Origin of the sequence: Streptomyces sp. NPDC089919, from assembly GCF_040684615.1 — a bacterium.
Lineage (GTDB): Bacteria > Actinomycetota > Actinomycetes > Streptomycetales > Streptomycetaceae > Streptomyces.
Map to the genome: position 1 here is coordinate 13990 of NZ_JBFBGK010000039.1, position 12903 is coordinate 26892.

At 73.5% G+C, this 12903-nt stretch carries 10 protein-coding genes and 1 tRNA gene; 4 read left to right on the forward strand and 7 right to left on the reverse strand.

The window, feature by feature from the left end; genetic code table 11:
- The first annotated feature begins 46 nt into the window (after positions 1-46).
- Positions 47-712: a hypothetical protein gene (locus tag AB0O40_RS17675; protein ID WP_365041832.1), complete on the forward strand. Its 666-nt coding sequence runs from the start codon at positions 47-49 to the stop codon at positions 710-712.
- A gap of 62 nt (positions 713-774) precedes the next feature.
- On the opposite strand, the gene AB0O40_RS17680 is transcribed toward AB0O40_RS17675, so the two are convergent.
- From AB0O40_RS17680 to AB0O40_RS17690, 3 genes are all read right to left on the reverse strand, one after another.
- Positions 775-1011, reverse strand: a complete 237-nt coding sequence (locus AB0O40_RS17680; RefSeq protein WP_365041835.1) for a hypothetical protein — start codon at positions 1009-1011, stop codon at positions 775-777.
- Positions 1012-1185: 174 nt separating this feature from the next.
- Complete coding sequence (locus AB0O40_RS17685; protein WP_365041838.1) at positions 1186-2619, reverse strand: trypsin-like peptidase domain-containing protein; 1434 nt, start codon at positions 2617-2619, stop codon at positions 1186-1188.
- A 149-nt stretch (positions 2620-2768) separates the two neighbouring features.
- Positions 2769-3647 carry a methyltransferase domain-containing protein gene (locus AB0O40_RS17690; protein WP_365041841.1) on the reverse strand — a complete coding sequence of 293 codons (879 nt, stop codon included), beginning with the start codon at positions 3645-3647 and terminating at the stop codon, positions 2769-2771.
- 172 nt (positions 3648-3819) lie between these two features.
- Between AB0O40_RS17690 and AB0O40_RS17695 the strand changes: the two genes are divergently transcribed.
- Positions 3820-3892 (forward strand) — tRNA-Arg (locus AB0O40_RS17695).
- Between the two features lie 94 nt (positions 3893-3986).
- On the opposite strand, the gene AB0O40_RS17700 is transcribed toward AB0O40_RS17695, so the two are convergent.
- Entirely contained in the window at positions 3987-4421 is a 435-nt protein-coding gene (locus tag AB0O40_RS17700) for a hypothetical protein (protein WP_365041844.1), read from the reverse strand.
- A gap of 293 nt (positions 4422-4714) precedes the next feature.
- Between AB0O40_RS17700 and AB0O40_RS17705 the strand changes: the two genes are divergently transcribed.
- Both AB0O40_RS17705 and AB0O40_RS17710 read left to right on the forward strand, forming a co-directional pair.
- A complete protein-coding gene (locus AB0O40_RS17705) occupies positions 4715-5557 on the forward strand; it encodes a polysaccharide deacetylase family protein (protein WP_365041847.1) in 843 nt (280 codons plus the stop codon).
- A gap of 586 nt (positions 5558-6143) precedes the next feature.
- Positions 6144-7367 carry an Ig-like domain-containing protein gene (locus AB0O40_RS17710; protein WP_365041850.1) on the forward strand — a complete coding sequence of 408 codons (1224 nt, stop codon included), beginning with the start codon at positions 6144-6146 and terminating at the stop codon, positions 7365-7367.
- A 101-nt stretch (positions 7368-7468) separates the two neighbouring features.
- Here AB0O40_RS17710 and AB0O40_RS17715 read toward each other — a convergent pair whose 3' ends face one another.
- The 3 genes from AB0O40_RS17715 to lepB form a co-directional block, all read right to left on the reverse strand.
- Entirely contained in the window at positions 7469-10609 is a 3141-nt protein-coding gene (locus tag AB0O40_RS17715; RefSeq protein ID WP_365041853.1) for a CARDB domain-containing protein, read from the reverse strand.
- Positions 10610-10754: 145 nt separating this feature from the next.
- Positions 10755-11948: a glutamate--cysteine ligase gene (locus AB0O40_RS17720; protein ID WP_365041856.1), complete on the reverse strand. Its 1194-nt coding sequence runs from the start codon at positions 11946-11948 to the stop codon at positions 10755-10757.
- Positions 11949-12147: 199 nt separating this feature from the next.
- On the reverse strand, positions 12148-12903 hold the full coding sequence (gene lepB / locus AB0O40_RS17725; RefSeq protein WP_365041859.1) for a signal peptidase I: 756 nt from the start codon (positions 12901-12903) through the stop codon (positions 12148-12150).

A 12903-nucleotide genomic window follows, 5' to 3' on the forward strand; every position in this document is an offset into this window, starting at 1 on the left:
ACCGCGGCGCCGGATCCGCCGCGCCGACCCTCCAGGAGGAACCACGATGCGCATACGCGTCCCCACCCGCCCGTCGAAGGCCGTCCCCGGCCGGGGCGTCACCGTGACGTCGGAGCCGGGGGACACGGTGCACGCGCTCGAGCTCCGGACGGTGTTCTGCGAGTCCCTCTTCCGCTTCATGGACCTCGCCCACGGGTTCACCGCGGACAACCTCCGTCTCGAGGAGCTGGTCCTGCACTGCCGGACGGACGGCCAGGAGGCCCCCGCGCCCACCTTCAACACCCCCGAGAGCACGCTCGGACACGACGAGAGCCGGCGGGTGAAGTTCCTGCTCCTGGACATCGTGTACGGCGAACCGACCTCGGCCGTCATCCGCATCCCCGCCGACCTGACCGGGGACCGGGGGCGGCTGCGGGCGGCCTGGGAGCTCGCGCTCGGCATCCGCGACGGTGCGCCGACACCGGCCGGCGCCACCGACCTCGCACAGCGGGCGGTGGCGGAGTACGCGGTCGAGGTCTTCCGCCCCAATCTGGCCAGGTGCCGTGCCCTGTGGAACGGGCTGCCCGCCCCGGAGCGGGCCCTGCTCTCGTCGGACGTCACCGACGTCATGGCCGAGGTCACCGCGCGCCTCAACGCGCTGGAGTCGGCCTTCTCCGCCGTCGACCACGGCTGCTGGGCCCTGCAGACCGCGGACCACCGCGCCCGGGCCTGAGGCGGTCGGGCCCTGAGGTGGTCGGGCCCCAGACGGTCGGGCCCCGAGACGGTCGGCCCGCCTCACCCGCGTCTTCTGTGCAGGACCGGTCCGTCCCGGCCCCGGTCCGACGGGGCGGAGCCGCCGGGCACGCCCGGCTCGGCCGGGTCGGCGGGCGGCTGCCATTCCGTGTGCATCGCCTTCCAGAAGTCCGTCCAGGCGGCGCTCTCGGTCGGCCCGTGCCCCTCGATCCCGGCCGGTCCCTCGCACGAGACGACATAGCCGTCCGGTGTGAGGCGGACCGTGAAGGGAACGGCCATGTACACCTTCCAGGGCTGTGGTTCGAGTAGCCACAGTCTCCTCCGGGGCCCGCCGCCCCGCACCCCCGGCCGCTGACCGCAGTGGTACCCGGGCCCGGGCAGCGGGCCCGTCCCCGCGCGCGCGACGGGCCGTCCGCCGGTGCGGCGGACGGCCCGGTGCCGGGTGCTCCGGGCTCACACGGCCTCGGAGCGCTCCCCCAGCACCACCGTGGCGGTGTGCGGCCGACCGTCGCGGAGGTACCGGAGCTCCACCTTCTCGTGCGGGCGGTGCGACCAGACGGCGCTCATCAGTGCGGGGCCGTTGGTCACGACCTGCCCGTCGAGCCCCGTGACCACGTCACCGGGCTGCAGTCCCGCCTCGGCGGCGGGCCCGCCGGCGGTGAGGACCGGGGTGCCGTCCTTCGGCGGCTTCGGCCTGATCTGGACGCCCTTGCCGTCGAAGTCCTCGTTCACGAGGAAGCCGAGCTGGGCGTAGGGGGCCGTGCCGTGGGCGACGAGTTCGTCCGCGACCCACTTGGCCTGGTCGACCGGGATCGCGAAGCCGAGCCCCACGCTGCCGGTGGGGCCTCCACCCGGTTCGGCGGCGGCGCTGATGGCCGAGTTCATCCCGATGACCCGGCCCGACTCGTCCAGCAGCGGGCCGCCGGAGTTGCCCGGGTTGATCGGGGCGTCGGTCTGCAGGGCGTTGAGGTAGGTCACCGACGGGCCGTTCTGGGTGGTCACGGGCCGGTCGACGGCGCTGAGGATGCCGGAGGTGACCGTTCCCTCCAGGTCGAAGGGGGCGCCGGCGGCGATCACCGGCTGGCCGATCCGCACCCGGTTCGAGTCGCCCAGCGCCAGCGGCCGGGGCGTGCGGTGGTGGCCGTCGATCTTGATCACGGCGATGTCGTAGCCCTTGGCCACCCCGACCGTCGTGGCCGGCGCCGTGGTCCCGTCGGAGAAGGTCACCGTGAGCGTGGCCGGCTTGCCGTCGGGATCGACGACATGGGCGTTCGTCAGGATGCGGCCGGCCGAGTCGAAGAAGAAGCCGGTGCCCACCGAGTGGGTACCGGGGCGGGTCGCCTCGATCGTGACGGTGCTGCGCAGCGCCTCGGCCGCGACGCCGGGTACCGGGTCCGCCGCGTGCGGGGCCCCGAAGCTGAGGGAGCCCAGCGGCAGGCTCGCCTGCACGCCCTGGCTCCAGGAGCCGGCCAGGCCGCCCACGGCGCCGGCGCACAGGGCGATCCCGGCACCGGCGGCCGCCAGGTGACGGATGCGGAACTCCCGCTTGACCGCGGGCCGGTGCGGCGGCGCCGCAGGCACCGCCGCACCGGCAGCCGTCCCCTCCCGGTCGCCCCACCCGGGAGCGGTCTCCTGCGGCGCGGTCGGCCCGGAAGCGGTCTCCTCCGAGGCGGTCGACCCGACCGGGGCCGACTCGGAAGCGGTCTCCTCGGGAGCGCTCTCCTGCGGACCTGCCGGCCCGGAAGCGGGCTCCTCGGAAACGGTCGACCCGGCCGAGGCCGGCTCGGTGCCCTCGGAGTCCGGGCGGGGTGCGGCCGCGGGGGGCCGCACCCCCGTCGCGGGTTCCTCGGACGTTCCCGGGCTCTGCTTGTCTTCGGACGTGCTCACCGGGACCTGCCTTCCTCGGCCCGGGGGCGGGCGCGCGGTGTAGTGGTGGCCCCAGCATGGGCCGGCGGCAGGACCCGCCCGCTCCCCCGACCGGAGGACCCGTACGGCGGAACTTCCCCTCCCCCCACGGGCGTCGGGCACCGCGCCCCTCACACCGGCCCGGCCGCTCCGGAGGCGCAGAACACGGTGACGGTCGCCATGAGCGTGCCCGCCCGGTCGCGGCGGAGCAGGCGCCGGCGCCACGGCTCCAGACCTGCCCGGCCGCTGCCCGGCGCACCGCTGCGGCCGATCCGCTCCAGGGTCGCGGACAGGTCGAAGACCCGGTCGATCTCGGCCCGGCCGCGGGCGACCAGCAGGTGGCCGGTCAAGACGGTGTCCCGCACCCCGGCCGCGGCGAGCAGGGCGGGCAGCTCGCGGCCGATCCAGCCGTTGCGGAACCCGGCGCACCAGGCGTGCGCGACCGCGCGCGTGGTGGCACGGTCCTCGTCGGTGATCGTGAAGGTCTCCCAGTCCGGTTCTGCGCACCCGATCCGGCCGCCGGGCCGCAGCACCCGCGCCATCTCGCGCACCACCCGCTCCGGGTCGCGCACGTGCTGCAGCGCCCGGTCGACCCGGACGGCGTCCAGCGAACCGGAGGCCAGCGGCAGCCGGTGGGCGTCGCCGACGGCGTACCGGACCTGGGGCAGCCCGGCGGGTGCCGTCCCCCGGGCCAGGGCCAGCAGTTCGGTGCTCGCGTCGACGCCGAGGGCCAGTCCGCGCGGGCCGACCCGCTCCGCCAGCCGTACGACGTCGTAGCCCAGACCGCACCCGACGTCCAGGACCCGGTCCCCGGCCACCGGCGCGAGCCGCCGCTCGAGTTCCGTCTTGTAGGCCGCGAAACAGTCCATCTCCTCCAGCGCACGCAGGCACGAGGAGAGCGATGACACGTCCGCGGCGTCGACTTCGCGAAAGGCGCTCGCCAGCGAGTCGCCGTCCCGCGACCGGTGGGCGCCGGTGTCCGCGGCAGGCCCTTCATGGCTGGTCGGCATGGGTCCCACTGTGCCCGGGCGGCGGGCCCGGCGCCGCCCGGGAGCGCCCTGCGGACCCGGACCGCGGCAGCGCCGGGCGCGGCCGGGGCGCACCGCGGGCCGGCCGGACTCCGGACGGGGCGCCCTAGCCTGGCGTCGCAGGGAGCCGGCCCCGTGGCCGGACCCTTGCCCCGCCCCCGTAGCTCAGCGGACAGAGCAGGCGCCTTCTAAGCGCTTGGCCGCAGGTTCGAGTCCTGCCGGGGGCACGGTGGCGGGCGGGGATGGGGGCCGCCGGGCCGGCCGTGCCACGACGCCGCGGTCCGGGACGTCCCGGTCCGGGACGGCCGCCGCTTCCGCGGCTCAGCGCCGGGCGCCTCGGGTGTCCACCGTGATCAGGTGTTCCAGGTACCGGTCCAGGTCCTGGTCGCGCCGGGCCGCGGCCTTCACCGCCGTGCGCAGCACGGCGCGTTCCAGCCGTACCTGGATCCGCAGCCGGTCCACGCCTTCGGGTGTGGCGAGCAGGACGCCCGCACGGCCGGCCGGACCGGGCGGCTCGCCCGCCCGTACCCGCCGCTGGTACCCGGTCGCGCAGGCGTGCGAGCACAGCACCCGCAGCAGCAGCGGATCGTCGTTGCGGACGACCGGCTGCCCGCACAGTCCGCAGGGCGCGGCGGGCAGCCGCCGGCCCCGGCCGCTGACCGCGATCCACGTGAACGGCAGCCGTTGGTGGTCCTGGTTGCCGCGCCCCCTGCGCGCGACGAAGCACGCGGCGCACAGCAGCAGGCGGCGCGACATCCACCGATGATCGCGCCAGACCGCTCCGGTGACCAGGTAGCCGGCCCTCCCCCCGAAGGGGGCCCCGCAGAGGTCGCAAGATCGTGCAGACATGATCGCAAACTAGGCAGGGCCCCGGCGGCGGCGAATCCCCCAACGGCCTCCGCTTGGGGCCAGACCGTGCACGGTGACCGGAGTCACCCGGTGGTCCGCCGGTCAACCGCCGCGGGGGCCGATCGGCCGAGGCCGCGCGGCCCCTTGCGAGGCCAGGCTCGGAGACGACGTCCCGTCCGAATCCCGAGCAGGGAGTGCGCATGCCCCCGAAGAACCGAATGCGGTACCTCGCCCCGGCCGCCGCGGCGACGGCCGTACTCGCCCTGAGCGCGACGGCCTGCAGCGCCAGTGCCTCAGCGGCCCCGGCGAAGCCGTCGGCCCCGGAGCACGCCGCGATGGTGCAGGACGTCGCCCGCCCGGGCACCCCGCAGGTACCGGCGGAACCCGGCAGCCCCGCGGCACCGGGCACCCCCGCGGCGCCGGGCACGGTCCCCGACGGCTTCGCCACGACCTCCGAAGGCGGCCCGCACACGGTCGACATCACGATCGACGACGGCCCCAGCCCCCTCTGGACGCCGAAGGTCCTCAAGGTTCTCGCCCAGAACGACGTCCACGCCACCTTCTGCATGATCGGCAAGAACGCGGCCCGCTACCCGGCGCTGGTGAAGCAGGTGGCCGCCGCCGGCAACCGGCTGTGCGACCACTCCGTGGACCACGACATGACGATGGACAAGAAGTCCGCCGCCTATCAGAAGGCGGAGATCCTCGGCGGCCAGGCCATGATCGACCGGGCGGCCGGCGGGCCGGCGGCCGAGTACTACCGCGCACCCGGCGGTGCGTTCACCCCCACCAGCCGGGCCATCGCCGCCGCGCACGGCCTGCGCCCGCTCGGCTGGCAGGTCGACCCCAAGGACTGGAGCCGCCCGGGCACGGCGAGCATCGTCGGGACGGTCGAGAAGCAGGTGGCGGAGAAGAACGGGCCGGTCATCCTCTTCCACGACGGCGGCGGGGACCGTTCCCAGACCGTCGCGGCCCTCACGCAGCTGCTGCCGTGGCTCAAGGCACAGGGCTACGGGTTCTCCTTCCCCGCCCGGTCGAGCTGACCGGCCGCCCGCGGGCCCGGAGGACTACTCCTCCGGGCCCGCGGGCATCCGTCCTTTCACGGTCCGCTCGGCTGCTCCGGCGCCCGGTCGGCGCGCCCTACGGTGCGGGGGTCGGCCGTTACCCCACGGTCGGCTGCTCCCGGTACCGGACACCTGCCGGGGGCGTGACGGCCGGCGGATCCTTGCCCCGACCACGCCGGCCGTCCACGGGTGCCCGGCGCCGGGCACGGCGCCGGGCCGGAGGCCCGCCCCGACCGGGGGCGGCACCTCGGGCCCGCAGGACGGAGCAGGGCACAGGCATGCTCCTGCCGGTGCGCCGTACCGGACCATCCGTCCGGTACCGGTCCCCGGGCCGACCCGCCGCTGCGCCTCCGCCGATCCGGGCGGAGGCGCAGCCGCGAACGGGGCCGCGGGGCGGCCACCCCCTCCCTGTCCGCCGGCCGCCCCGTGGCTCCTCCCCCCGTCGAAGGACCCCCGCACCCACCGTCGCAGGGGCCGACCGGACGACTCGTACGAACGCACGATGCGGACACGATGGGCAGCGCAGTGCGCCCCGTCCCCCCAGAGAGAACGCCGGAGTCCGCAGATGAAGAAGCCCTCGGCCAGGACGCTCGGCTGCACGGCGGTGGCGGTGTGCGCCGTGGCGGCGGCCGTGCCCTTCTTCCTCCCCGACGCCACCGGCACCCTCGCCGACGCCCCCGGCCATGCCCACGTGCCGCCGGCACGGATATCGTTCAGCCTCCCCGACGGGAGCAGCGGCATCCGCCCCTCGCAGACACCCGTGGTGTCGGTGACCGGCGGGCACCTGGTCTCGGTGACGATGGAGCCGCGGTCCGGCGCCGGCGCCGCGGGCACGCTGTCCCCCGACCGCGCCGAGTGGACCGCCTCCGGTCCGCTGGCCCTGGGCACCGACTACACGCTGCACGCGGTGGCGGAGGGCGCCGGGGGCGCGCCGGTCAGCCGGGACGCGTCGTTCGCCACGCTCCCGGCCTCGCAGGCCCTGCGCGCCACCGTCACCCCCGCGGCCTCGGCCACCGTCGGGGTCGGCATGCCGGTGTCGGTGCAGTTCGACAAGCCCGTCCGCAACGAGCGGGCCGTCGAGGAGGCGGTCGAGGTGACCGCCTCCTCCGGGCAGCAGGTGACCGGCCACTGGTTCGGTCCGCGCCGCCTGGACTTCCGCCCGCAGACGTTCTGGAAGCCCCGGACGACCGTCCGGGTGCGCCTGGCCCTCGACGGCGTCACCGCCGCCCCCGGCGCGGTGGGCGTGCAGGACCGGTCCGTCGGCTTCACCGTGGGCCGCTCCCAGATCTCCACCGTCGACGCCGCCACCTCGACGATGACCGTGGTCCGGTCCGGCAGGACGCTCAAGGAACTTCCGGTGACCACGGGTGACGCGGAGCACGCCACCTACAACGGCACGATGGTCATCTCCTCGAAGAGCCTGCGGGCCCGCATGAACGGGGCCACCGTCGGCCTCCTCGGCCCCGACGGCGAGCCCGCCTACGACATCCCCGACGTGCCGCACGCGATGCGCCTGACCACCTCGGGCACCTTCGTCCACGGCAACTACTGGGCCGCCCCTTCGGTCTTCGGCACGTCGAACACCAGCCACGGCTGCATCGGGCTCCGGGACGTCAAGGGCGGCGCGGACCCGAAGACCCCCGCCGCCTGGTTCTACGACAACTCCCTGGTGGGCGACGTCCTGGTGGTGAAGAACTCGGCAGGGGGCGGCACCGTCAAGGCGTCCAACGGGCTGAGCGACTGGAACCTGTCCTGGTCGCAGTGGAAGGCCGGCTCGGCCCTGGTCTGACGCGCGGGCGGCCCGACCACAGCGACGAGGAGACCCCGCACGGGTCCGGCCCCGCCTCCTTCAGGAGGCGGGGCCGGGTGGCGGGGCGACGCCCCGGGCGGTCAGGCCCGGCGGCGGCGGGCCGCGATCAGCAGGGCGGCACCGACGCCGACCGCGCCGAGGGCGCCGGCTCCCAGCCACAGGGCGTTGCTACCGGTGGCGGCCAGGGCCTGGTCGAGGGCCGACTTCTCTTCGGCGCCCCCGGCGAGCCCGTCGGACTCACCACCGGAGCCGCCGCCCGCGCCGTCACCGGAGTCACCGGGGGCCGCGGGCGCTTCGCCGCTCTTGCTGATCTTGGCGATCGCACTCGCGCACACGTCCACGCACGCGTTGGGGTCCTCGGCGGCCGAGGCGAGCGCCAGGACCGAGAAGGTGCTCTCCTGCTCCGTGTCGGAGGAGAAGGTCAGGGTCAGCGACTTCTCGTCGCCCACCTTCAGGTCACCGACCTTCCAGGTGCCGCTCTGCGCGTCGAAGGTCCCCTTGCCGTCGTCCGTGATCCCGGTCAGGTTGTCCGGCAGCGACAGCTCCGCGGTGGTGCCCTTCGCGAGGGAGGGGCCCGCGTTGGACACGGTGACCGTCACGGTGCCCTTCTCCCCCGGCTTGAGGCCGCTCGCGGCCGGCGTGAGCGTCACGTCCAGGTCCGCCTGCTGGATGGCCTTCAGCGAGTTGACCGCCTTGTGCTGGGGTACCTCCCCGATGGCCCCACGAATGTCGGGGGTGGCGGACCTGGCGACCGAGGACGTGAAGTCGAGCGTGTCCCGGTCCGCGGGTACGGTACCGGTGACCGTGAGCGTCGCGGTGTCACCCGGCGCGAGGTCGGCCGGCTTCCACACGTTCCCCTCGAGCGCGACGTCCTTGCCGTCCTCGTCCTTGGCGGAGGTCAGGGTGACCCCCTCAGGCAGCTTGTTGGCTATCTCCACGCCCTTGGCGATCGACGGCCCGGCGTTCGACGCGGTGACGTTCCAGGTGACTTCCTCACCGGGCCGGGCCTCGGCCTTCGGCTTCGTCCGCGCGACCGCGACGTTGATCTCCGCCTGCTGGGTGACCTCGGACGTCTGGGACACCCGGTGGCTCTCCACCTCACCGTACGCGCCCCGGCTGTCGGGGATGGAGGCCTCTTCGATCTTCGCCTCGTACGTGAGCGACGAGTGGTCGGGCAGAACCCGTCCCTTCAGGGTGAGTTCGACGGTCTGACCGGCCGGGATCGAGTCGACGGTCCACTTGTTCTGCTCGCTGTCGTAGCTGAGCCCCTTCTGGAGTACCGGCATTCCCGAGGCGAACCCCTCGGGAAGGGACTGTGAGACGACCACGTTCTGTGCGGTGGACGGACCGCTGTTCTTGATCTTCACCGTGTACCCGACGGGCGTGTTCGGCACCAAGGGGCCGTCCGTTTTCGCGCCACCGCGGTCCACGGACACCGATGCCTCCAGCTGCGCACTGCGATTGACCTCGACCTTGGCTTCGGCGTCCTTGTGCTCCGACCTGTCCTGACCCGTCGCCGAGGTGCGCAGTACGGAATAGAAGAACTCGGGAAGATCGGCAGGGGCGGTGGCCGTGAACTTCATCTCCCGGCTCTGCTGGGAATCCAGCGTACCGACATCCCACTTTGCGGGTATCGGCTGATCGGACGCCAGACCCTTGGGCAGCACGAGCTTGTAGGAGAGACCTCCGACGGCGTCCGGGCCGGAGTTCGTCACCTTGGCCTCGAAGGTGAGCTTCTCCCCCGGCTCCACGGTCTTCGCCACGTCGCCGTTCGCATGACGGACAACAGTCGTCAGGTCCAGTTTGAAGTAGTTGTCGATCTGACCGGTGTACGTCTGCTCTCTCGGTGACATCTGCCGACTGTCGGCCGTTACGGTCGCCTTTGCCTGCAGGACGCCGGAGCCTGTGACACGCCCCTTCACTTCGATCGTCTTCTTGGCGTCGGGAGCGAGGTCGCCGACAGAGCATTCGACCGCCCCTCCCGCCACCTTGACACAATCGTCATTGGCATCGAAGGCGGCGATCCCGTTCTTGGGCTCGACCTTGACCTTGACACCCTTCGCATCGTGTTCCCCGAGGTTCTTCACAGGAATCTGGAGCACCGCGTCCTTGTTCTTCTCGTACACCCCCGCGAACCCGCCCTCGACCAGCTGCGCATCGGACTTGGCCACCTGGAAGTCGACGGGCGTGACGTCCATCTGCTGGTCGAACGAATCAGCACTGGCCCATTTGTGGAACAAAGTGGGCTTGAGGCTGAATTTGTCATCCACCTCGCCGCCTATCCGCACTTTGTACTTCACCACGTACGTGCCCGCGGTCACGTCGCCACCACCCGCGCCGGGCTTGATTTCCAGCCGCCGGGCCCCGTCCGTCTTCTCCACGGCGGGAACGTTGACCGGCTGCCCGTCGTTCAGCGTCACCGTGGCGTCACCGGCCCGCCCTTCGTAACTCACTCCGCGGGGAAGGGGCACGGAGAGCAGGGCCTCATGGAGGGCACCGCCCCCCTCGTGATGGATGGTCGTAGTCACTTCCACCTCGGACCCGATCTGCACCGGCTGCGACGGTTGAACGGATTCGACCCTGACGCTCGGCAGGTACTCGACAACAAAATTGTCGACCAGAATCGGCTCATTGTCATGCTCGACATGCGAACCTATCTTGAGCCGCAGGTTGTTCTTGACGTCGCTGTCATTGACGGGGGGAAGGTCGCCCGGCATCGAGAAGATCCCGCTGGCGGTCTGCCATTTCTTGACCTGCGTGTCCGTGACGAAGGACAGGTATTCGTAGTACTGGGCCTTGTTGTTCGATGCGGTGATGCGATAACCCGCAGCCTTCGCGTAGGCCCGGTAGTCCAAGCGGAATCTGAGCTTACTGCCAGGCCGGACCGTGACGTCCTGAGAGGTCACGCCGTTCATCTTCATGTAGCGGCCGCCCTGTGAGGCGCTCACCGAGCTGTCACTCGGAAGCGACTGGCCGCCACCGGGCCAGAAGTACCAACTCCTGAGGTTCTGGTCCTCGAAGCTCGGGTCCTTCAGCTCGATGGCTTCCGGAAGCGTGTCCGGCGACGCGCTCGCCTGTGGGAGCACGGCGAAGGAGATCGCCGCCATCGCGGCCCCCGCCCCGATGTAGACACCCTTGCGCGAGCTGCGGTGCTTCCTTTTCCCCATGCTGCCCATGGCTCCTTCGTCGTTCACAACCTGACCCGGCGCCAGATGCTTCATCGGCAGTCAATCGGCCCGGGGCGGCCCGGGCAGGCAGCAGAGGGACAGTCCTTCGGGCAGCCCCCGGGGCGCCCGGCGGCGGTACGTGCCGACGGCCCGCCCGGGGCGTGGGGCCCCGGGCGGGCCGAAGGAGCGGGTGCGGGCGTCAGCAGGCCTCGGTCTCCTCCGCGAGGTGGCGCAGCACGTCCGTCGCGCGTCCGCGGCGTGCGAAGACGGCCCGCTGGCGGGCCGCGGCCGACCCCTCGCGGAGCATGTCCGTCAGGGTCCGGGAGACGTGTCCGTAGTCCCCGGCCGCCTCCAGCTCGGGTCCGAGCAGGTCCACGAGCTGCCAGGCGAGCGTGGCCGCGGGCACCTCGGCGCCCGTGAACGGGTCGATCCCGGTGCCTTCGAGCCCGTCGCGGGCGGCGCGCCAACGGGCCAGCCGCAGCGTCCGGTCGGAGGTGAAGGGCGAGCCGGACAGGTCCGGCTCCTCGGCGAGGATGTGGGCCGTCAGCGCGCGGGCCAGGGCCGCCTGGAGCAGCGCCCCGTCCAGCCGGGGCGACATGTCCGGGGCCCGGAGTTCGAGGGTGGGCCAGTTCTCGCTCGGCCGCAGGTCCCAGTAGACCATCCCGGTGTCCAGGGCCGCGCCGGAGTGGATCAGGCCCCGGACGGCGCCGTCGTAGGCGGCCGTGGAGGCGAAGTGCGGCGGCAGGCCGGCCGAGGGCCACGAGGACCAGGTGACGGTGCGCCAGCTCGCGTGGCCGGTGTCCTTGCCGTGCCAGATCGGGGAGCCCGCCGCGAGGGCGACGAAGGTCGGGACCCACGGGCGCATCCGGTTGGAGACCCGGACGGCGGACGGCTTGTCGACCGTGCCCACGTGCACGTGCCGGCCGCAGCTGACGAGGTTGTCGGTGAGGGTGCCGAAGAGGGTCCGCCGGGTGCGCCGGCGTTCCTTGTCGAGGTTCAGCGCCAGCGGGGCGGGCGGGGTGAGCACCGGGGAGGCGGCCGCGATCAGGCGGTACCCGCGGGCCCGGGCGGCGGCGCCCAGGACGCGGCGGGCGCCGGTCAGGCTCTCCCGCAGGCCGTCGAGGGTGTGGTGCACGGGGGTGGCCGTCTCGACCTGGTGCAGGGTGCCCTCGCCGTGGAAGGCGTGGTCCGCCTGCGCCACGTCCGCGAGGATCTCCGGGGCGGCCGGGACCAGGTGCCAGGTCCGGGCGTCGACGAGCAGGTACTCCTCCTCCACGCCGAGGGAGAGGGTGGCCGGCCGGCCGGCGGCGGGACGCGGCACGGCGAGGGGGAGCGGCGGCGGGGACACCAGTGTGCCGGCACCGGACAGAGGGGAGAGGATCCTGGCGTTCAAGGCGGTCTCGCCAATCGGTCGGGCCGGGAGGGCACGGGCTTTCGACTGCTCCCGGGGCGGTCGCCACGGAGCACGTCGCGGCAGTGGTGGCCCGGACGTGCCGTGGTGGCCCGCGGCACGGCCGGGAGTGCCTTCCATGCTGGTCCGGCGGGGGCTGACGGTCCTCCACCGATCAGGGGGCCGGTCAGGGGGACGCGGCCTACACCGTGCGCCAGTGCGCGGTGGGCCAGGCCACCGCGAAGGCCCCTCCGATCACGGAGTCCTCCGGTATCGATCCTTCGTGGCCGTCGTCGAGGTGGAAGCGGGAATCGGCCGAGTTGCCGCGGTTGTCGCCGAGCACGAACAGCCGGCCGGCGGGCACGGTGACGCGGAACGGCTTGCCCGGACGGACCGCTGCCGCCGCCGGCCCGGGCGGCCGGTCGAGCACGCCGTTGACGCGGACGTCCCCCTCGGCGTCCCCCGCCACGACGTCGCCCCCCACCGCGACCACGCGTTTGATCATCGTCCTGCCGTCGTCCACCGGCGCCAGTCCCAGCGCGGTGAGCAGTCCTTCTCCCGGGAACCCCGGCTTCGTGCCCGCAGTCGTCCGCTGCGGTGGTGTCCAGCCTTCGGGCGCGTGGAACACGACCACCTCGCCGCGTTCCGGGGTGGCGCCGAACCACCGGGTGAACGTGTCCGTCAGCACCCGGTCGCCGACGCGCAGGGTGGGTTCCATCGACCGGGAGGGGATGACGAAGGCCTGCACGGCGAACGTCTTGACCAGCAGGGTCAGAACGACGGCCGCGCACAGGACGGCGGCGGTGCGGCGGGGTCCCCGGCCCGACCGGCGCCGCCGGGCACGGCGGGCCAGCCGCCGGCGCTCGGCCCGGCCGCGCCGGGGCGGCTCCGCGGTGCGTTGCGGCGCGTGCTCCTGCGGGGCACGGCGCCGGCGGCCGGTGGGGGCGATGAGTCGCAT